Here is a 19610-nt window from a genome sequence, read left to right as displayed (position 1 = left end):
TGTTTGTCGCGTCAATCCGTTGTGCCTTGTACCGAGCTGGCAGGGAGGGGCGCGTCCATGAGCCCGCTCATCCTGATGGCTACGGCCGGTGCCGGGATTGCGCTGCTGCTTTTTCTGGTTCTCAAGTACAAGTTCCAACCCTTTGTGGCGCTGATGCTGGTGAGCATCCTGGTGGCGTTGGTGGCCGGGGTGAAACCGGCGGACCTGGTGGCGACGATCGAAGGCGGCATGGGCAAGACCCTCGGCCACATCGCGATCATCATTGCCCTGGGCGCGATGATCGGGCGGATCATCGAACTCTCCGGCGGCGCCGAGGCCCTGGCGAAAAGCTTGATCGAGCGCTTCGGCAATACGCGCACGCCACTGGCCCTGACCATCGCCGGCTTCATCATCGGCGTGCCGGTGTTCTTCGAGGTAGGGGTGATCATCCTCATGCCGCTGGCCTATGGCGTGGCTCGCAGCGCACGCAAGCCGTTGCTGGTGTTCGCCTTGCCGATGTGCGCGGCGCTGCTCACCGTGCACGCCTTCCTGCCACCGCATCCAGGTGCAGTGGCGGCGGCCAGCCAGTTGGGCGCCGACCTGGGGCGGGTGCTGATGTTCGGCCTGCCCTTGACCGCGTTCCTGTGTCTGGTCGGCTATAAAGTGGCCGGGCGCATGACCCGGCGCTTCTACCCGATGACCGATGATATCCGCGCCGAAGTCTATGGCCCGCACGTGACCAACGAAGACCTGCTCGCCTGGACCAATGGCAATGCCAAGGACCCGGTCCAGGCCGCCATCGCCGTCTCCCACATGGGCCTGGAAGAGTCCACCGGCAGCCTGGTGGCCAAGTTGCCGCCAGCGCCGCCGCCGGGGTTCGGGTTGATCGTGGCGCTGATCCTGTTGCCGATCGTGCTGATCCTGCTGGGTACGCTGTCAACGACATTGCTGCCGGCGGAGTCCTCGGTGCGTGGTGTCATGACGGTGCTGGGCGCGCCGCTGGTGGCGCTGTTGCTCGACACCTTGCTCTGCGCCTGGCTGCTGGGGTCGCGCCGGGGCTGGAGTCGCACGCAAGTGTCCGACGTGATCGGCTCGGCATTGCCGGGCGTGGCGATGGTGATCCTGATCGCCGGTGCCGGCGGGGTGTTTGGCAAGGTGCTGGTGGACACCGGGATCGGTGCCGTCGTCTCCGACATGCTGCGCACCACCGGGCTGCCGGTGCTGGCGCTGGGTTTCCTGCTGACCATGCTGCTGCGCGCCGTGCAAGGCTCGACGACGGTGGCGCTGGTGACCACGGCCGGTATCATCAGCCCATTGATCGCCACGCTCGGCCTGACCCCCAATCACCTGGCGCTGTTGTGCCTGGCCATGGGCGGTGGCGGGCTGGCGATGTCCCACATCAACGATGCCGGCTACTGGATTTTCACTAAACTGGCCGGGCTCAACGTGGGCGATGGCCTGCGCACCTGGACCGTGATCACCACCTTGCTCGGCACGCTGGGCTTCGCTATCACTTTGTTGATCTGGCCTTTTGTCTGACCTTTTGTCCAAGGAGTACCCGCATGCCCCGTTTCGCCGCCAACCTCAGCATGCTGTATCCGCAACATGATTTCCTGGACCGTTTCGCTGCCGCGGCGGCCGATGGTTTCGATGCCGTGGAGTACTTGTTCCCCTACGAATACACCCCCGGGGAACTCAAGCGGCGACTGGACGACAACGGCCTGGTCCAGGCCCTGTTCAATGCCCCACCCGGTGATTGGGCGGCGGGGGAGCGGGGCATTGCAACGTTGCCGGGACGCGAGCAGGCGTTCCGTGATGGCTTCGAGCGCGCCCTGGAGTATGCCGCGGTGCTGGGCAATTCAAGGGTGCACGTGATGGCCGGTTTGCTGCCGTCCGAAGCCGAGCGCGCCAGGCACCATGACGTGTACCTGGAAAACCTCGCCTTCGCGACTGTCCAGGCGGCGAAGGTGGGGATCACCGTGTTGCTGGAGCCGATCAACACCCGCGACATGCCGGGCTTTTTCCTGAATCGCCAGGACCAGGCCCACGCCATTTGCCGGGAAGTCGGTGCGCACAATCTCAAGGTACAGTTCGATTGCTACCACTGCCAGATTGTCGAAGGTGACCTGGCGAGCAAACTCCGGCGCGACTTCGGCGGTATCGGGCATATCCAGATCGCCGGCGTACCGGATCGTCATGAACCGGACGTGGGGGAAGTGAATTATCCCTTCCTGTTCCGGTTGATGGATGAACTGGGCTATGACGGTTGGGTCGGCTGCGAATACCGCCCCCGGGGCGATACCTCGGCAGGCCTGCAATGGCTGCGGGACTGGAAGGCTCGCTGAGCCCCTGCAATACAGAACCGGAGCGGCGTTGGACGCGTCTCTCTCCATCGCTCAATCAAGGCAACAGCAACTCGACGCCCTGCTTGCGGATGCCATCGGCCGCCGCCGGAGCCAGGGCGTTGTCGCTGATGATGAAGTCGAACTGCTCCAGGCCGGCGATGCGGTACATGCTGAACGTGCCGTACTTTGAACTGCTGGCCACCAGCACCACTTGCGATGCCGACTGCATCGCCACTTGCTTGACCTCTACCTTCAACGCCGACGGTGTGGTGATGCCCCGTTGCAGATCCCAGGAACTGGTGGACATGAAGGCGATGTCTGTCACGATCTGACGCAAGGTCGCCACCGCCAGCCCACCGACGCAGGAATGATTGGAATGATCCAGCTGTCCGCCGGTATGGATCACCGTCACCTGTGGCGCCTCCATCAGGGCCTGGACCACGCCGAAGTCGTTGGTCACCACCGTCATCCCCGACAGCGCCTTGATGTAGGGCACGATCTCCAATGTGCTGGTGCCGGCATCGAGGTACACCGTCATGTCATCTTTCAACAACCCGGCCGCCAACTTGGCCATCGCCTGTTTTTGCGGCAGTTCCACCACGGCCTTGGACTGATGGCTGGGTTCGCTGTGCAATTGGCTGGCGATGCGCACCCCACCGGTCACTGAGTAGGCCCGGCCTTCCTGCTCCAGCAGCGCGATGTCGCGGCGCACGGTCATGTGCGAGCAATCGAACATCTCCATCAACTGATGGACGCTCAACACCTGGTGCTTGCGCAACTGACGCAGGATCTGCTCCCGGCGCTGCTCGGGAATCATCGGTGCGGGGCTGTCGCTGGCAATGTCCTTGGGGGTGGGCATCGGTGTGGGCTCGGTGACTGATAGGGCAGGGGAATAGTAGCGAATCTGCAAGCAATGGACGAGGCGCAACTATGAATGCAACCCCAATCCCTGTGGCGAGGGAGCTTGCTCCCGCTGGGCTGCGAAGCAGCCCAAAACCGGCCAGCGCAAAGGAAACTGACAGGGCGCGGCAATCCTGCAACTTGGGGGCCGGATCTGTCAGGTTAAAGGGCGTCGCCTGCTAGGCTTTTCGTACAGAGCCTAGGGAGCAGCCTCTTGAGGCTCCATGTCCTCCAACGCTCGGTTTGCCAGTAATGAACCCAGTTCGACCAATTGCTGAATCCCTAACGCCACATGTCGTCGAGAACCCTCCAGCTCAAACGCCAGGTCACTGACCATTGCATTGGCCGAGGCGAGGGTTTCGCTGAGAGTGGTCAACACCGATTCCGTGTCGATGCCTGGAACTACTGAAAAGACCTGCCCGTCCTGGGTGTCGGGCTTACTTGGGGTAGATGGAGATAAATGTACACTCAGCGCCCGATCGGCTGCTTCGCGAAGCTTTTTTGTATCGAGGGTAGTGTAGGCGGAAAGGTTTTCAGCCTTTGGGGGATTGGGGGTTACCTTGACCATGGTGAAGCTCCTGACTTGGAAGTGGCGCTCATTCCCCTCGTGACCAAACGAGGGTGGTGGGCGGTACGCAGGTTGGTCAACCGGGAAGTCAGGCACCCGGCGCACTCGAAAGTGCCCCGCGCACAGCCCACCGCAAAGCATACCGACAAAAGCGCCGCCACGCTGAGGTTGGCGCATATGCGCCTGACATTGGACAGGTGACCAAACCTGGTCGCTGAATTTGCAACGACCCGCAAAGCCTATCTGCGCGCCTTCCGAACCGGCAACCGCCGCGACTCGTCAGAAAATTCCTGTTCTGCAAATTTCTTGTAGAAACACCATGCCTTGTGGCGAGGGAGCAAGCTCCCTCACCACGATTATCTTTCCACAGGCATAAAAAACCCGCATCTCGCGATACGGGTTTTTCGTGGCTACACCCTCCGGGCAATCAGCCCGTCAGGCCGGCCTGTTGAGCCAGGGTCAGCAATGGCTGCGGGTACACGCCGAGGAAGAAGGCGAGTACGGCGATGGCCAGCAGCATCACGCCGCCTGCTTTCTGTTCCCAGTGCAGTTGCGCATCGTGGCGACGCAGGTTGGGTTCCATCAGGTACAGGGTGACCATGACGCGCAGGTAGTAGAACACGCCGATGGCGCTGCCCAGTACCAGGGAACCGACCAGCCACCATTGGTGAGCTTCGACGCCGGTGGCGATGATGTAGAACTTGCCGATGAAGCCGGCGGTCAGCGGGATGCCGGCCAGGGACAGCATCATCACGGTCAGCACGGCGGTCAGGTACGGACGACGCCAGAACAGGCCGCGGTACTCGTACAGGGCGTCGGCGTCGCGGCCGTTGTACGGCGAGGACATCAGGGTGATCACGCCGAAGGCGCCGAGGCTGGTGATCACGTAGGTGACCAGGTACACGCCGATGGCTTCCACGGCCAGGCCCTTGCTGGCGATCAGGGCGATCAGCAGGTAGCCGAAGTGGGCGATGGACGAGTAACCCAGCAGACGCTTGAGGTTGCTCTGGGTCAGCGCCAGCAGGTTACCGAACAGGATCGACGCGATGGCGATGATCGTCAGCACGTTGCTCAACACACCGCTGCTGGCCACTGGCGAGATCTGGAACAGACGCACCATGACCGCGAACACGGCCACTTTCGACGCGGTGGCCAGGAACGCCGCCACCGGTGCCGGAGCACCTTCGTAGACGTCCGGGGTCCAGAGGTGGAACGGTACCAGCGACAGCTTGAACGCCAGGCCGATCAGCATCATGCCCAGGCCCAGTTGCGCGATCGGGCTAGGCAGGCCGGTGGCCGCCAGGGCCTGGCCGATGCCGACGAAGCTCAGGGTGCCGGCTTCGGCGTAGAGCAGGGCCATGCCGAACAACAGGAACGCCGAGCCGGCTGCCGACAGCACCATGTACTTGATGCCGGCTTCCAGGGAGCGCTTGTTGAAGAAGGCGTAGGCCACCAGGCCGTAGACCGGTACCGACAGCAGTTCCAGGCCGATGAACAGGCTCGCCAGGTGCTGCGCGCTGACCAGGACCAGGCCGCCGGCGGCGGCCATCAGGATCAGCAGGTACAGTTCTTCGCGGTTGCCCGGGTAGCCCGAACCGCCATCGCCCAGGTAGGCGTGGGCGAGGGTGACGCAGGCCAGGGTGGCGACCAGGATCAGCGCCATGTACAGGCAAGCGAAGCTGTCGATCTGCATCAGCGGGGTGACCGCCAATGGTGCGACTTTCAGGGCCGGCAGGATCGACAGCAAGGCCAGGTTCAGCCCCGCCACCGACAGCAGGAAGGTCTGTGAGTGATTGCGCCGCCAGGCGATCGCCAGCATCACCACGATGATCGTGGCGCTGGTGATCAACAGCGGTGCAAGCGCGATAAAGTGTTGAATCGTGAATTCCATAGCGCTCTTACCGTGCCGAAGCGAGTTGAGAGAAGGCGGTGCCGAGCCACTGCTGCACGCCATGCATCGTGGCGGCGGAAGTGTCGAGGAACGGTTGCGGGGACACGCCGAGGTAAACCAGCAAGGCTGCCAGACCGGTCACCATGATCAGCTCGCGACCATCCATGCCACGCAGGAGTGCGTCCGATTTGGCCGGGCCGAAGTAGGCACGGTGGACCATGATCAGCGAGTAGACCGAACCGAACACCAGGCCGGAAGTGGCGATGGCGACGATCCACGGCGAACTGGCGAACGTGCCGATCAGGATCAGGAACTCACCGACGAAGTTGCCGGTGCCCGGCAGGCCCAGGGAAGCGGCTGCGAAGAACAGGCTGAGGGCCGGCAAGTAAGCGATTTTCGACCACAGGCCACCCATCTCGCGCATGTCGCGGGTGTGGGTGCGCTCGTACAACTGGCCGCACAGGATAAAGAGTGCCGCCGCCGACAGACCGTGCGCGAGCATCTGTATCACTGCGCCTTGCAGGGCCAGTTGGCTGCCGGAGTAGATGCCGATCAGTACGAAGCCCATGTGGGAAACGGACGAAAAGGCGACCAGACGCTTGATGTCGGTCTGGGCGAACGCCAGGAACGCACCGTAGAAAATCCCGATCAGGCCCAGGGTCATGGCGATTGGCGCAAACTCGGCCGAAGCATTGGGGAACATCGGCAGGGCGAAGCGCAACAGGCCATAAGCCGCGGTCTTGAGCAAGATACCGGCCAGGTCCACGGAACCTGCGGTCGGCGCCTGGGCGTGGGCGTCCGGCAACCAGGAGTGGAACGGCACCACCGGCAGCTTCACCGCGAAGGCGATGAAGAAGCCGAGCATCAGGATGAACTCGGTGCCCGCCGACATCCTGGTCTTCAACAGGTCGGCGTAGTTGAAGGTAATCACGCCTGTGTCGTTGAAGTTGACCAGCACCAGGCCAAGGATCGCCACCAACATGATCAGGCCGGAAGCCTGGGTGAAGATGAAGAACTTGGTCGCCGCGTAGATCCGGGTTTTCTTGCCGTCCGAGGAACTGTGACCCCAGAGCGCGATGAGGAAGTACATCGGCACCAGCATCATTTCCCAGAAGAAGAAGAACATGAACAGGTCCAGCGCCAGGAACACGCCGACGACACCGCCCAGGATCCACATCAGGTTCAAGTGGAAGAAGCCGACGTGGCGCTGGATCTCTTTCCAGGAGCAGAGGACCGAGAGGATACCCAGCAGGCCGGTCAGCAGGATCATCAGCAGCGACAGGCCGTCGAGGGCCAGGTGCACGCTGATGCCAAAGCGCGCGATCCACAGGTGCTTGAATTCAAGCGCCCAGGTCGGATTGGCGCCAGGGGCCGGAGCGAATGAATAGTCGCCGGTCGCCCACAGCCAGAGGCCGAGCGCGAGTTCCAGGGACATGGTCAGCAGCGCAATCCAGCGCGGGAGCGTGGAGCTGGAACGCTCCGCGATCCAGCACAGCAGGCCGCCGATAAAGGGGATCAGGATTAGCCAGGGCAGAATCATGACGGGCTCGTTTCCTTTCGCAAGTTCGCAAGGTTCATATCAGACCGCTACCAGCACGATGGCGCCGATAACCAGCACGGCGCCAGACGCCATGGAAGCCGCATACCAACGCAATTGACCGGTCTCGGTACGGCTCAGGGCAGTGTGGCCGCCCTTGGCCATGCGCGGGATCAGGCCAATGGTCTGGTCGAGCGGGTCTTTGCGCAGAATGTGGCTGATCGCAAGGTATGGCTTGACGAACAGTTTGTCGTAGATCCAGTCGAAGCCCCAGGCAGCGAACCACCAGGCCGAAAGGACACGGCCGAGGCCGCTATTGGCGATCGCCGTGACGAAACGACGCTTGCCGAGGAACAGCAGGGCGGCCAGCAGGATGCCCGACAGGGCGATGGCGCCCGAGGCGATTTCCAGGCTGTGCTTGGCTTCGCCGCCGGCATGGCCGACGCTTTCCGGCAGGACACCGTGCAGTGGCGGAACGATCATGGCACCGACGAACGTCGACAGCACGATCAGCACCGACAGCGGCAGCCAGTGGGCAATGCCGTGGCCAGCGTGGGCTTCGGTCTTGGCCTCACCGTGGAACGCGATGAAGATCAGGCGGAAGGTGTACAGCGAGGTCATGAACGCACCCACCAGGCCGGCATACAGCAGGCCCTGGTTACCGCTGGCGAACGCTTCCCAGAGGATCTCGTCCTTGGAGTAGAAACCGGCGGTGACCAGTGGCAGGGCCGCCAGGGCCGCGCCGCCGACGATGAAGCTGGCGTAGGCCAGCGGCAGTTTCTTCCACAGGCCACCCATCTTGAAGATGTTCTGCTCGTGGTGGCAGGCAACGATCACCGCACCGGAGGCAAGGAACAGCAGGGCCTTGAAGAAGGCGTGGGTCATCAGGTGGAAGATCGCGCCTTCCCAGGCGCCAACGCCCAGGGCCAGGAACATGTAGCCGATCTGGCTCATGGTCGAGTAGGCGAGGATACGCTTGATGTCGGTCTGCACCAGTGCCGCGAAACCGGCCAGCACCAGGGTCACGCCGCCGACGATGCCCACCAGGTGCAGGATGTCCGGCGCCAGGGCGAACAGGCCATGGGTACGGGCGATCAGGTAGACGCCCGCGGTCACCATGGTCGCGGCGTGGATCAGTGCCGAGACCGGGGTAGGGCCGGCCATCGCGTCCGCCAACCAGGTTTGCAGCGGCAGTTGCGCGGACTTACCGACGGCACCGCCCAGCAGCATCAGGGTCGCCAGGACGATCCAGAAGTCACCGGCCTTGAAGTGCTCGGGCGCACGCACCAGCAGTTCCTGGATGTTCAGCGTGCCCAGTTGCTGGAACAGGATGAACAGGCCGATGGCCATGAACACGTCGCCGATCCGGGTCACGATGAAGGCCTTGAGGGCGGCGTTACCGTTGTTGCGGTTGCTGTAGTAGAAACCGATCAACAGGTACGAGCACAGGCCCACGCCTTCCCAGCCGAAGTACAGGAACAGCAGGTTATCGCCCAGCACCAGGAACAGCATGCTGGCGATGAACAGGTTGGTGTAGGCGAAGAAGCGCGAATAACCGGCTTCACCGCGCATGTACCAGGAGGCGAACAGGTGGATCAGGAAACCCACGCCGACCACCACGCCGAGCATGGTCACCGACAAGCCGTCCAGGTACAGGGCGAAGTTCGGCGCGAAGCCTTCTACCGCCATCCAGCGCCACAGCACTTGTACGTACGCGCCACCTTCGGGTGGGGCGACGTTGAACTGCCAGATCACGTAGGTCGTGACGATGGCAGACAGGCCGATGGAACCGACGCCAACCAGCGCCGAGAGGTTTTCCGACCAGCGTCCACGGGAGAACGACAGCAACAGGAAACCGATGAGGGGGAATACGAAAGTCAGGAAGAGTAGGTTCATCCGCGCATCTCGCTGGCAGCGTCGATATCGAGAGTGTGGAAGCGGCGATACAGCTGCAACAGGATCGCCAGGCCGATACTGGCCTCGGCGGCTGCAAGGCTGATCACCAGGATGAACATGATCTGTCCATCCGGTTGCGCCCAGCGAGCGCCCGCGACGATGAAGGCCAGGGCGGAGGCATTCATCATGACCTCCAGGCTCATCAGCACGAACAGAATGTTGCGGCGGACCATCAGGCCAACCAGACCGAGACAGAACAGGATGCCGGCAACGGCCAGACCATGCTCGAGAGGGATAGCAGGCATGTGATTACTCCTTCGCCTCGTTACGGCCCAAGTGGAACGCCGTGACGGCTGCGGCAAGCAGCAGCATCGAGGCGAGTTCGACCACCAGCAAGTACGGGCCGAACAGGCTGATGCCCACGACCTTGGCGCCTACGGTGGTTTGGCCGATGGCCTGGCCGCTCTGGTGGGCGAACAGCACATACAGCAGTTCAGCCAGCAGCAGGGCGGCGAGAATCACCGGCCCCGCCCAGATGCCGGGCTTGAGCCAGTTGCGCTCCTGCTGGACCGCGGCCGGGCCCAGGTTGAGCATCATCACCACGAACACGAACAGCACCATGATGGCGCCGGCGTAGGCGATCACTTCCAGGGCCCCGGCGAACGGTGCGCCCAGGGCGAAGAACGTCATGGCCACGGCAATGAGCGAGACGATCAGGTAGAGCAGGGCATGTATGGGGTTGGTGTTGGTGACCACACGAAGCGTGGACACCACCGCGATACCCGATGCGAAATAGAAAGCGAATTCCATCTTTCTTCCTTAAGGCAGCAAGCTCTTCACGTTGATCGGTTCGGCTTCATTCTGCGCGGCGCCTTTCGGCTTACCGTCGATGGCCATACCTGCAACACGATAGAAGTTGTAATCAGGGTTTTTACCGGGACCGGAAATCAGCAGGTCTTCTTTCTCGTACACCAGGTCCTGACGTTTGAAGTCGGCCATTTCGAAGTCCGGCGTGAGCTGGATCGCGGTGGTCGGGCACGCTTCCTCGCACAGACCGCAGAAAATGCAGCGTGAGAAGTTGATGCGGAAGAAGTCCGGGTACCAGCGACCGTCTTCGGTTTCGGCTTTCTGCAGGGAAATGCAACCGACCGGGCAGGCCACGGCGCACAGGTTGCAGGCCACGCAGCGCTCCTCACCGTCGGGGTCACGGGTCAGGACGATGCGGCCGCGATAACGCGGGGCCAGGTAGACCGGCTCTTCAGGGTATTGCAGGGTGTCGCGCTTGCGAAAGCCATGGCCGAAGATCATGACCAGGCTTCGCAGTTGGGTACCGGTACCCTTAACGATGTCGCCAATATATTTGAACATGGGTCAAATCCTCACTGAACCGCGGCCGCAGGCGTGTTCATCAACACGATCGCAGCGGTCACCAGCAAATTGATCAGGGTCAGTGGCAGGCAGAACTTCCAGCTGAAGTCCATCACCTGGTCGTAGCGCGGACGCGGGATGGAGGCGCGCAGCAGGACGAACAGCATGATGAAGAACGCGGTCTTCAGGGCGAACCACACGAAGGACAGTTGCGGCAGGATGTCGAACGGACCGTGCCAGCCGCCGAAGAACAGCGTGACCAGCAGGGCCGAGATCAGGACGATGCCGATGTACTCGCCGACGAAGAACATGCCCCATTTCATGCCGGCGTATTCAATGTGGTAACCGTCGGCCAGTTCCTGTTCCGCTTCCGGTTGGTCGAAGGGGTGACGGTGAGTCACCGCCACGCCGGCGACGAAGAACGTGCAGAAGCCGAAGAACTGCGGAATGATGAACCACAGGTTCTGCGCCTGGTACTCGACGATGTCGCGCATGTTGAACGAACCGGCCTGGACCACCACGCCCATGAGCGCCAGGCCCATGAACACTTCGTAGGACACGGTCTGGGCCGAGGCCCGCAGGCTGCCCAGCAGGGCGAACTTGTTGTTGCTCGACCAACCGGCGAACAGCACCGCGTACACCGACAGGCCGGCCATGGCGAAAAAGAACAGCAGGCCGATGTTCAGGTCCGCCACACCCCAGGTCGGGGTGATCGGGATGATCGCGAAGGCAATCAGCAAGGCGCTCATGGCCACGACCGGTGCCAGGGTGAAGATCACCTTGTCGGCAAACGGTGGCGTCCAGTCTTCCTTGAAGAACATTTTGACCATGTCGGCGGCGATCTGGAACATGCCGTACGGGCCGACGCGGTTAGGACCGTAGCGGTCCTGCCACCAGCCCAGCAGGCGACGTTCGACGAAACTCAGCAACGCGCCGCAGACCACCACGGCCAGCAGGATCACGATGGCCTTGAGGACCGTCAGGATCACCTCGATCACTTCGGGGGTGAACCAGCTCATTGCGCTGCCTCCTGCAGACCGTCGACAGACTTGCCGAATACCGCCGGTGGGATACCCGCCAGTCCTGCTGGCAAGGCGACCAGGCCGGCGCCCAGTTCTTCATTGATACGCAGCGGCAGGCGCAAGGTCTGGCCGGCCACGTTCAGGCTGAGCAGGGCACCATCGTTGACACCCAGGCGATCGGCTTCGGATTTGGCCAGCGACACGTAGGCGGCCGGGATGCGTTCCTGCACTGGCGCGGCCTTGGAAGAGTTCTCTTCGCTGCCGAACAGGTGATGGAACGGCACGACCTGCCAGGTGCCCGGGGCCGGGTTGAAGGCGCGCGGCACGCTGGCGAACCAGCCCAGGCCATCGCCCTGGCTTTCGATCAGGCGGGTGCCCGGGTCGCCAGCACGCAGGTGACCACCGACTTCGTCCTGGAACTTGTTCCAGGCTTGCGGCGAGTTCCAGCCCGGCGACCAGGCGAACGGCACTTGCGAGCGCGGTTCGGCAGAGCCCGAGTAACCTTCCATGGAGAAGGCGAAAGCGGTGTCCTGGTCTTGCGGGGTGCGCGGTTCATGCACGCTGACGTTGGCGCGCATCGCGGTGCGGCCGGAATAACGCAGCGGTTCACGGGCCAGTTTCAAGCCCTTGATGCGGAACGAGGCGGACGGCGCAGCGTCGACGATACCGGCCAGTTGCACGTTGCTCGAAGCGACGGCGGCGGTCACGTGGTCCAGTTGCGTCCAGTCGATCGGCTGGTTCAGCAAGGTGGCGCGTAGGGCATGCAGCCAGCGCCAGCCTTCGTGGACCAGGATGCTGGCGTCCATGTATTGCGGGTCGAATACCTGGAAGAAGCGCTGGGCACGGCCTTCCTGGCTGACCAGGGTACCGTCGCCTTCGGCGAAGCTCGCCGCCGGCAGCACCAGGTGGGCGCGGTCGGTGGTGGCGGTTTTCTGGTGGTCGGCGACGATCAGCACTTTCGCGGCGTTCAGGGCGGCGTCCACACGAGCCTTGTCGGTGCGGGTGTACAAGTCGTTTTCCAGCACCACGATGGCGTCGGCGCTGCCGTCGATGACGGCTTGCAACGCGGCGTCAACCGATTCGCCACCGAGCATGGCCAGGCCGAGGCTGTTGGCTTCCGGCACGATCAGGCTGATGGAACCGTTCTTCTCGCGCAGCTTCAAGGCCTTGGCGATGTTGGCGGCGGCTTCGATCAGCGCCTTCGAGGCCAGGGAAGTGCCGGCGACGATCAGCGGACGCTTGGCGGCCAGCAGGGCATCGGCGATGCGCTGGACCAGGGCAGTCGCTTCGCTGTCCAGGCCTTCGACGGCCGGGGCGCTGGCGTCCAAGGCATGGGCGACGGCGAAACCGATGCGGGCCAGGTCGTCCGGTGCCGCGTGGACGCATTCTTCGGCCACGTCGTCGAGCTTGGTTTCAGCGAGGCTGGCAATGAACAACGGGTTCAGCGCGTGCTGGCCGATGTTCTTCACCGCAGCGTCGAGCCATGGCTGGACGCGCATGGCGTCGGCCATTTCCTCGGCCTTGCCCTTGACCGACTGGCGCAGGGCCAGGGCCATGCGAGCGGCGGTCTGGGTCAGGTCTTCACCCAGGACGAACACGGCGTCGTGGTTTTCGATGTCGCGCATCGTCGGCACGGGCAGCGGACTGTCCTTGAGCACTTGCAGCACCAGGCGGATGCGCTCCAGCTCACCGGCTTCGATGCCGCTGTAGAAGTGTTCGGCTCCGACCAGTTCACGCAGCGCGTAGTTGCTTTCCAGGCTGGCCCGCGGCGAACCGATGCCGACGATGTTGCGACCGCGCAGCAGTTCGCTGGCCTTGTCGAGGGCCTCGTCAACGTTCAACTTGGCGCCGTCCGCCAGCAATGGCTGGCGTGGACGGTCGGTGCGGTTGACGTAGCCGTAGCCAAAGCGGCCGCGGTCGCACAGGAAGTACTGGTTCACCGAACCGTTGTAGCGGTTTTCGATACGACGCAGTTCACCGTAGCGCTCGCCCGGGGAAATGTTGCAACCACTGGAGCAGCCATGGCAGATGCTCGGCGAGAACTGCATGTCCCATTTGCGGTTGTAGCGTTCGGAGTGCGTCTTGTCGGTGAACACACCGGTCGGGCAGACCTCGGTGAGGTTGCCCGAGAACTCGCTTTCCAGGGTGCCGTCTTCGACGCGACCGAAGTACACGTTGTCGTGGGCGCCGAATACGCCCAGGTCGGTACCGCCGGCGTAGTCCTTGTAGTAGCGCACGCAGCGGTAGCAGGCGATGCAGCGGTTCATCTCGTGGGAAATGAACGGCCCCAGTTGCTGGTTCTGGTGGGTGCGTTTCTTGAAGCGATAACGGCGCTCGTTGTGGCCGGTCATCACCGTCATGTCTTGCAGGTGGCAGTGACCGCCTTCCTCGCAGACCGGGCAGTCGTGCGGGTGGTTGGTCATCAGCCATTCGACGACACTGGCGCGAAACGCCTTGGATTCTTCATCGTCGATGGAGATCCAGGTGTTGTCGGTGGCGGGGGTCATGCAGGACATGACGATCCGACCACGGGTGTCGTTCTCGTCGGTGTATTGCTTGACTGCGCACTGGCGACAGGCGCCGACGCTGCCAAGGGCGGGATGCCAGCAGAAATAAGGAATGTCGAGGCCCAGCGACAGACATGCCTGTAACAGGTTGTCTGCCCCGTCGACTTCGAGCGCTTTGCCGTCTACGTGGATAGTGGCCATGGTTCAAAGTTCTTCGTTGGCCCGGTGTCAGCGGGCGTGGCTAATGGAATCTTGTCATTCGCGTGAATCAACACAGCCGTTTACGGCGTCATCACACGAGAAGACGAAGGGTACGGACCCTTCGCCTTTTTAAGCGTTTACGCGCCGACTACGATCGGCTTTGCCAGAGGCGGGACGGCGGCGCTGGTAGGCGCGATGCCGGCCTCGAACTCGGGACGGAAGTATTTGATTGCGCTGCCCAATGGTTCGACGGCACCCGGTGCGTGAGCACAGAAGGTCTTGCCTGGGCCGAGGAAGCCCACCAGGCCCAGCAGGGTCTCGATGTCGCCGGGCTGGCCCTGGCCGTTCTCGAGGGCCATCAAGAGCTTGACGCTCCATGGCAGGCCGTCGCGGCAAGGGGTGCAGAAACCGCAGGATTCGCGGGCGAAAAACTGCTCCATGTTGCGCAGCAGGGACACCATGTTGACGCTGTCGTCCACCGCCATGGCCAGGCCGGTACCCATACGGGTGCCCACCTTGGCGATGCCGCCGGCATACATTTGTGCGTCCAGGTGTTCCGGCAACAGGAAGCCGGTACCGGCGCCGCCAGGCTGCCAGCACTTGAGCTTGTAGCCGTCGCGCATGCCGCCGGCGTAGTCTTCGAACAGCTCGCGACCGGTGACGCCGAAGGGCAGTTCCCACAGGCCGGGGTTCTTGACCTTGCCGGAGAAGCCCATGAGCTTGGTGCCCATGTCTTCGCTGCCGTCGCGGGCCAGGGATTTATACCAGTCGACGCCGTCGGCGATGATCGCCGGGACGTTGCACAGGGTTTCGACGTTGTTCACACAGGTCGGCTTGCCCCACACGCCGACGGCGGCAGGGAAGGGCGGCTTGGAACGCGGGTTGGCGCGGCGGCCTTCCAGGGAGTTGATCAGCGCGGTTTCTTCACCGCAGATGTAGCGTCCGGCACCGGTGTGGACGAACAGCTCGAAATCGAAGCCCGAACCCAGGATGTTCTTGCCCAAGAGGCCTGCGGCCTTGGCTTCTTCCACGGCACGGTTCAGGTGCTTGGCGGCGGTGGTGTATTCGCCGCGCAGGAAGATGTAGCCACGGTAGGTTTTCAGCGCACGGGCACTGATCAACATGCCTTCGATCAGCAGATGGGGCAGTTGCTCCATCAGCATGCGGTCTTTCCAGGTGTTGGGCTCCATTTCGTCCGCGTTGCAGAGCAGGTAGCGGATGTCGATGGACTCGTCCTTGGGCATCAGGCCCCACTTCACGCCAGTGGGGAAGCCCGCGCCGCCACGGCCCTTGAGGCCTGAGTCCTTCACGGTCTGGACGATGTCGTCCTGGGCCATCTGGGTGAAGGCCTTGCGTGCGGCGGCATAGCCGTTCTTGGCCTGGTATTCGTCCAGCCACACCGGTTCGCCGTCGTCACGCAGGCGCCAGGTCAGGGGATGGGTTTCGGCCGAACGCTGGATACGGTTGGCGGGCCCGAAGGAAGTCAGGGTCATACGTAGCCCTCCAGCAGTTTGGCGACACCGTCCGGCGCAACGTCGCCAAAGGTGTCGTCGTCGATCATCAGTGCCGGCGCCTTGTCGCAGTTGCCCAGGCAGCACACCGGCAACAGCGTGAAGCGGCCGTCGGCGGTGGTTTGGCCCAGGCCGATGCCCAGCTTGCTCTGGATCTCGCTGACCACGGACTCGTGGCCGCCGATGTAGCAGACCATGCTGTCGCAGACGCGAATGATGTGGCGTCCCACCGGCTGGCGGAAAATCTGGCTGTAGAAAGTGGCGACACCTTCAACGTCGCTGGCCGGGATGCCGAGGATCTCGCCGATGGCGTAGAGCGCGCCGTCAGGCACCCAGCCACGTTCCTTCTGGACGATCTTCAGGGCTTCGATCGACGCCGCGCGCGGGTCTTCGTAGTGATGCAGCTCGTGCTCGATGGCCGAGCGCTCGGTTTCGCTCAGGGCGAAACGGTCTGTCTGGATAAGCGTGCTGTTCATGCTTAGCGGTCCACGTCGGCCATAACGAAATCGATACTACCCAGGTACGCAATCATGTCCGCGACCATGCTGCCTCTGATCACCGAAGGGATCTGTTGCAGGTGCGGATAACTTGGGGTGCGGATCCGGGTGCGGTAGCTCATGGTGCCGCCATCGCTCGTCAGGTAATAACTGTTGATACCCTTGGTCGCTTCGATCATCTGGAAGGATTCGTTGGCCGGCATGACCGGGCCCCACGAAACTTGCAGGAAGTGCGTGATCAGGGTTTCGATGTGTTGCAGAGTGCGCTCTTTAGGCGGCGGCGTCGTCAGCGGGTGATCCGCCTTGTACGGGCCTTCCGGCATGTTGCGCAGGCATTGTTCGATGATCTTGACGCTCTGGCGCATTTCTTCGACGCGAACCATGCAGCGGTCGTAGGCATCGCCATTGGCTGCCAGCGGGACTTCGAATTCGAAGTTCTCGTAGCCGGAGTAAGGGCGCGCCTTGCGCAGGTCGAAATCGCAGCCGGTGGAACGCAGGCCTGCACCGGTGACGCCCCATTCCAGGGCTTGCTTGGTGTTATAGGCAGCGACTCCGATGGTTCGACCCTTGAGGATGCTGTTCTGCAACGCCGCCTTGGTGTATTCGTCCAGGCGCTTGGGCATCCACTCGACGAAGTCCTTGACCAGTTTTTCCCAGCCGCGCGGCAGATCGTGGGCGACGCCGCCGATGCGGTACCAGGCCGGGTGCAGGCGGAAACCGGTGATGGCTTCGATCACGGTGTAGGCTTTCTGGCGGTCGGTGAAGGTAAAGAACACCGGTGTCATGGCGCCCACGTCCTGGATATAGGTGCCCAGGAACAGCAGGTGGCTGGTGATACGGAAGAACTCGGCCATCATGATGCGGATGACGTCGACCTTTTCCGGCACCTTGATCCCGGCCAGTTTCTCGACCGAGAGCACGTACGGCAGGTTGTTCATCACGCCGCCGAGGTAATCGATGCGGTCGGTGTACGGGATGTAGCTGTGCCAGGACTGGCGTTCGCCCATCTTCTCGGCGCCACGGTGGTGGTAGCCGATGTCCGGGACGCAGTCGACGATCTCTTCGCCGTCCAGCTGCAGGATGATACGGAACGCACCGTGGGCCGAAGGGTGGTTCGGACCTAAGTTGAGGAACATGTAGTCCTCGTTCGCCCCGGAGCGCTTCATGCCCCAATCTTCGGGCCGGAAGCGCGCGGCTTCTTCCTCGAGTTGTTGCTTGGCCAGGGACAGGCTGAACGGATCGAATTCGGTGGCGCGGGCCGGGAAGTCCTTGCGCAGAGGGTGACCTTCCCAGGTCGGCGGCATCATGATGCGCGTCAGGTGCGGGTGGCCGGGGAAGTCGATGCCGAACATGTCCCAGACTTCACGCTCGTACCAGTTGGCGTTCGGCCAGATGCCGGTCACGGTCGGTACGCTGAGGTCGCTCTCGGACAAGGCGACCTTGATCATTACGTCACTATTACGCTCGATCGACAGCAGGTGGTAGAACACGGTGAAGTCGACGCCCTCGGGCAGCCCCTGGCGCTTGGTGCGCAGGCGCTCGTCCACGCCGTGCAGGTCATAGAGCATGACGTATGGCTTGGGCAGGTTGCGCAGGAAAGTCAGGACTTCGATGAGTCGGGCGCGGGCAACCCACAGCACCGGCATGCCGGTGCGGGTCGCCTGGACGGTGAACGCGTCGGCGCCGAAACGGTTGTTCAGTTCGACGACCACATCCTGGTCGTCTGCCTTGTAAGGCGGGATGTACAGAGCACTGCCTGTAGTCATGGTTATTTATCGCTTTCGGTCAACGTAAAGAATGAAGCCAGGTTCTCGTTTCTTGTTCAGGAACAGAGCTGGATCAGACTTCGTCGGGGCTGCGCAGGTTGGTGACTGCGATACGCTGTTCGCGGCGCTGTTCCTTTTGCGACGGCATCTCGGCGCGATAGACGCCTTGATCGCCGACGACCCAGGACAGTGGGCGACGCTCCTGGCCAATCGACTCCTGCAACAGCATCAAGCCTTGCAGGAAAGCTTCGGGGCGAGGCGGGCAGCCGGGCACGTAGACGTCCACGGGCAGGAACTTGTCCACCCCTTGAACGACGGAATAGATGTCGTACATGCCACCGGAGTTGGCGCACGAACCCATGGAGATAACCCACTTCGGCTCGAGCATTTGCTCGTAGAGACGCTGGATGATCGGCGCCATCTTGACGAAGCAGGTACCGGCGATAACCATGAAGTCCGCCTGGCGCGGTGATGCCCGGATGACCTCGGCGCCAAAGCGCGCGATGTCGTGGGGCGCCGTGAAGGCGGTGGTCATTTCCACGTAGCAACACGAAAGGCCGAAGTTGTACGGCCACAGGGAGTTCTTGCGACCCCAGTTGACCGTGCTGTTCAGCACGTCTTCGAGCTTGCCCATGAAGATGTTCTTGTGGACCTGATCCTCTAACGGATCGGCGACGGTCTCCCGTTTGCCGATCGGGTACTGCTCGTTAGGAGCATCGGGGTCGATTCTGGTGAGATTGTATTGCATTGCCAAAGCCTCATTGTTTCAGCTTCGCTTGCCGCTTGCGCCGAGCTTCCGGAGCCCAATCAAGTGCCCCCACCCGGTATAGGTAGACAAGACCTGCCAACAGAATTGCTATGAAAACGAGTGCTTCGACGAATCCGGTCCAGCCGCTTTCGCGGACGGACACAGACCAGGCAAAGAGAAAGAGGGCTTCGATATCGAAGATCACGAATAGCATCGCGACCAGATAGAATTTGGCTGAGAGCCGCAAGCGGGCGCCACCGGTAGGCAGCATGCCGGACTCGAACGGTTCGTTTTTGCTACGGCCCCAGGCTCGTGACCCGAGTAGGCTCGATACACCGAGCATGAAGGCACAAAGGCCGACAACACCCAGAAGGAAAATGGCAAAGCCCCAGTTGTGGGCCATGAGTCCTGTCGCTTCGGGCATGCTGGAAATCCTTAACAGAGAGCAAAGGTCTCTGAGCTTGAAAAGAAATAACGCAGTGACGATATGTCGCAGCAATCAATCGCGGTGATTTTATGGCTAAACACCGGACAAGTAAAATTCCTATAGCGAGATTATTTATTGGAATAAGCACATAGCACACCCCCATGAGCCCATGGCCCCGGCCCGGCGGGCATTGGCCGTTTATTCGTCAATAATATTTTCTGCTGGATGTAACAAAGTAGCGGATCACCTAAATGATAATTGTTTTTGTTTGTCCGGATTTTTGTGAATAACCCGGTGCACTGGCTGGGAACTTGTCTGGCATCGCCGTTACTGCAATTGTCGGCGCCGCCGTTTTACGCTTATTCAGACGGTCCGATACTGCGTTTGATCAATTTTTTTATCGACTCACGGATTTTTTTGCACAGGGCTGCCTCTGTGGGAGCAAAG

General features: G+C 62.1%; 17 protein-coding genes. 2 read left to right on the top strand and 15 right to left on the bottom strand.

Annotated elements, in window-relative coordinates; translation table 11 throughout:
- The first annotated feature begins 57 nt into the window (after positions 1-57).
- Both N4Q37_RS20605 and otnI read left to right on the top strand, forming a co-directional pair.
- The gene (locus N4Q37_RS20605; protein ID WP_260961425.1) at positions 58-1518 is read left to right on the top strand and encodes a GntT/GntP/DsdX family permease; all 1461 of its coding nucleotides are present in this window, start codon (positions 58-60) and stop codon (positions 1516-1518) included.
- Between the two features lie 23 nt (positions 1519-1541).
- Positions 1542-2324, top strand: a complete 783-nt coding sequence (gene otnI / locus N4Q37_RS20600) for a 2-oxo-tetronate isomerase (RefSeq protein WP_260961423.1) — start codon at positions 1542-1544, stop codon at positions 2322-2324.
- A 55-nt stretch (positions 2325-2379) separates the two neighbouring features.
- Here the strand turns inward: otnI and N4Q37_RS20595 are convergent, their stop codons facing one another.
- The 15 genes from N4Q37_RS20595 to N4Q37_RS20525 all read right to left on the bottom strand — a co-directional run bounded on the left by N4Q37_RS20595 (position 2380) and on the right by N4Q37_RS20525 (position 19160).
- Positions 2380-3183: a DeoR/GlpR family DNA-binding transcription regulator gene (locus N4Q37_RS20595; RefSeq protein WP_260961422.1), complete on the bottom strand. Its 804-nt coding sequence runs from the start codon at positions 3181-3183 to the stop codon at positions 2380-2382.
- A 240-nt stretch (positions 3184-3423) separates the two neighbouring features.
- Positions 3424-3792 carry a DUF6124 family protein gene (locus tag N4Q37_RS20590; protein WP_260961421.1) on the bottom strand — a complete coding sequence of 123 codons (369 nt, stop codon included), beginning with the start codon at positions 3790-3792 and terminating at the stop codon, positions 3424-3426.
- Positions 3793-4219: 427 nt separating this feature from the next.
- The gene (nuoN, locus tag N4Q37_RS20585; RefSeq protein WP_260961420.1) at positions 4220-5683 is read right to left on the bottom strand and encodes an NADH-quinone oxidoreductase subunit NuoN; all 1464 of its coding nucleotides are present in this window, start codon (positions 5681-5683) and stop codon (positions 4220-4222) included.
- Between the two features lie 7 nt (positions 5684-5690).
- Positions 5691-7223 carry an NADH-quinone oxidoreductase subunit M gene (gene nuoM / locus N4Q37_RS20580; protein ID WP_260961419.1) on the bottom strand — a complete coding sequence of 511 codons (1533 nt, stop codon included), beginning with the start codon at positions 7221-7223 and terminating at the stop codon, positions 5691-5693.
- A 39-nt stretch (positions 7224-7262) separates the two neighbouring features.
- Positions 7263-9116: an NADH-quinone oxidoreductase subunit L gene (nuoL, locus tag N4Q37_RS20575; RefSeq protein ID WP_260961418.1), complete on the bottom strand. Its 1854-nt coding sequence runs from the start codon at positions 9114-9116 to the stop codon at positions 7263-7265.
- Complete coding sequence (gene nuoK, locus N4Q37_RS20570) at positions 9113-9421, bottom strand: NADH-quinone oxidoreductase subunit NuoK (RefSeq protein WP_003180046.1); 309 nt, start codon at positions 9419-9421, stop codon at positions 9113-9115. The genes nuoL and nuoK overlap by 4 nt, the downstream gene beginning before the upstream one ends.
- A 4-nt stretch (positions 9422-9425) precedes the next feature.
- Positions 9426-9926, bottom strand: coding sequence for an NADH-quinone oxidoreductase subunit J (gene nuoJ / locus N4Q37_RS20565; protein WP_260961417.1), 501 nt, complete (start codon positions 9924-9926; stop codon positions 9426-9428).
- 9 nt (positions 9927-9935) lie between these two features.
- Positions 9936-10484: an NADH-quinone oxidoreductase subunit NuoI gene (gene nuoI, locus N4Q37_RS20560; protein ID WP_260961416.1), complete on the bottom strand. Its 549-nt coding sequence runs from the start codon at positions 10482-10484 to the stop codon at positions 9936-9938.
- Positions 10485-10495: 11 nt separating this feature from the next.
- Positions 10496-11503 carry an NADH-quinone oxidoreductase subunit NuoH gene (gene nuoH / locus N4Q37_RS20555; protein WP_260961415.1) on the bottom strand — a complete coding sequence of 336 codons (1008 nt, stop codon included), beginning with the start codon at positions 11501-11503 and terminating at the stop codon, positions 10496-10498.
- Positions 11500-14214, bottom strand: a complete 2715-nt coding sequence (nuoG, locus tag N4Q37_RS20550; RefSeq protein ID WP_260961413.1) for an NADH-quinone oxidoreductase subunit NuoG — start codon at positions 14212-14214, stop codon at positions 11500-11502. The genes nuoH and nuoG overlap by 4 nt, the downstream gene beginning before the upstream one ends.
- A gap of 137 nt (positions 14215-14351) precedes the next feature.
- Positions 14352-15707 carry an NADH-quinone oxidoreductase subunit NuoF gene (nuoF, locus tag N4Q37_RS20545; protein WP_260961411.1) on the bottom strand — a complete coding sequence of 452 codons (1356 nt, stop codon included), beginning with the start codon at positions 15705-15707 and terminating at the stop codon, positions 14352-14354.
- Complete coding sequence (gene nuoE, locus N4Q37_RS20540) at positions 15704-16201, bottom strand: NADH-quinone oxidoreductase subunit NuoE (RefSeq protein ID WP_260961410.1); 498 nt, start codon at positions 16199-16201, stop codon at positions 15704-15706. The genes nuoF and nuoE overlap by 4 nt, the downstream gene beginning before the upstream one ends.
- Positions 16202-16203: 2 nt before the next feature.
- The gene (gene nuoC, locus N4Q37_RS20535) at positions 16204-17988 is read right to left on the bottom strand and encodes an NADH-quinone oxidoreductase subunit C/D (RefSeq protein WP_260961409.1); all 1785 of its coding nucleotides are present in this window, start codon (positions 17986-17988) and stop codon (positions 16204-16206) included.
- 73 nt (positions 17989-18061) lie between these two features.
- The gene (locus N4Q37_RS20530) at positions 18062-18736 is read right to left on the bottom strand and encodes a NuoB/complex I 20 kDa subunit family protein (protein ID WP_260961408.1); all 675 of its coding nucleotides are present in this window, start codon (positions 18734-18736) and stop codon (positions 18062-18064) included.
- Between the two features lie 10 nt (positions 18737-18746).
- Positions 18747-19160, bottom strand: a complete 414-nt coding sequence (locus N4Q37_RS20525) for an NADH-quinone oxidoreductase subunit A (RefSeq protein ID WP_003180067.1) — start codon at positions 19158-19160, stop codon at positions 18747-18749.
- Positions 19161-19610 lie beyond the last annotated feature (450 nt).

Source organism: Pseudomonas citri (assembly GCF_025336485.1).
GTDB lineage: Bacteria > Pseudomonadota > Gammaproteobacteria > Pseudomonadales > Pseudomonadaceae > Aquipseudomonas > Aquipseudomonas citri.
Note: the sequence above shows the minus strand (reverse complement) of the source record. Positions and strands in the feature narration are given on the sequence as shown.

What these genes read in the sequence shown, in the direction of transcription:
- nuoH (WP_260961415.1), bottom strand. Translation starts at nt 11,503, where the DNA reads ATGAGCTGGTTCACCCCCGAAGTGATCGAGGTGATCCTGACGGTCCTC.
- nuoG (WP_260961413.1), bottom strand. Translation starts at nt 14,214, where the DNA reads ATGGCCACTATCCACGTAGACGGCAAAGCGCTCGAAGTCGACGGGGCA.
- nuoI (WP_260961416.1), bottom strand. Translation starts at nt 10,484, where the DNA reads ATGTTCAAATATATTGGCGACATCGTTAAGGGTACCGGTACCCAACTG.
- N4Q37_RS20605 (WP_260961425.1), top strand. Translation starts at nt 58, where the DNA reads ATGAGCCCGCTCATCCTGATGGCTACGGCCGGTGCCGGGATTGCGCTG.
- N4Q37_RS20595 (WP_260961422.1), bottom strand. Translation starts at nt 3,183, where the DNA reads ATGCCCACCCCCAAGGACATTGCCAGCGACAGCCCCGCACCGATGATT.
- N4Q37_RS20590 (WP_260961421.1), bottom strand. Translation starts at nt 3,792, where the DNA reads ATGGTCAAGGTAACCCCCAATCCCCCAAAGGCTGAAAACCTTTCCGCC.
- nuoM (WP_260961419.1), bottom strand. Translation starts at nt 7,223, where the DNA reads ATGATTCTGCCCTGGCTAATCCTGATCCCCTTTATCGGCGGCCTGCTG.
- nuoL (WP_260961418.1), bottom strand. Translation starts at nt 9,116, where the DNA reads ATGAACCTACTCTTCCTGACTTTCGTATTCCCCCTCATCGGTTTCCTG.
- N4Q37_RS20530 (WP_260961408.1), bottom strand. Translation starts at nt 18,736, where the DNA reads ATGCAATACAATCTCACCAGAATCGACCCCGATGCTCCTAACGAGCAG.
- nuoN (WP_260961420.1), bottom strand. Translation starts at nt 5,683, where the DNA reads ATGGAATTCACGATTCAACACTTTATCGCGCTTGCACCGCTGTTGATC.
- otnI (WP_260961423.1), top strand. Translation starts at nt 1,542, where the DNA reads ATGCCCCGTTTCGCCGCCAACCTCAGCATGCTGTATCCGCAACATGAT.
- nuoC (WP_260961409.1), bottom strand. Translation starts at nt 17,988, where the DNA reads ATGACTACAGGCAGTGCTCTGTACATCCCGCCTTACAAGGCAGACGAC.
- N4Q37_RS20525 (WP_003180067.1), bottom strand. Translation starts at nt 19,160, where the DNA reads ATGCCCGAAGCGACAGGACTCATGGCCCACAACTGGGGCTTTGCCATT.
- nuoE (WP_260961410.1), bottom strand. Translation starts at nt 16,201, where the DNA reads ATGAACAGCACGCTTATCCAGACAGACCGTTTCGCCCTGAGCGAAACC.
- nuoK (WP_003180046.1), bottom strand. Translation starts at nt 9,421, where the DNA reads ATGCCTGCTATCCCTCTCGAGCATGGTCTGGCCGTTGCCGGCATCCTG.
- nuoJ (WP_260961417.1), bottom strand. Translation starts at nt 9,926, where the DNA reads ATGGAATTCGCTTTCTATTTCGCATCGGGTATCGCGGTGGTGTCCACG.
- nuoF (WP_260961411.1), bottom strand. Translation starts at nt 15,707, where the DNA reads ATGACCCTGACTTCCTTCGGGCCCGCCAACCGTATCCAGCGTTCGGCC.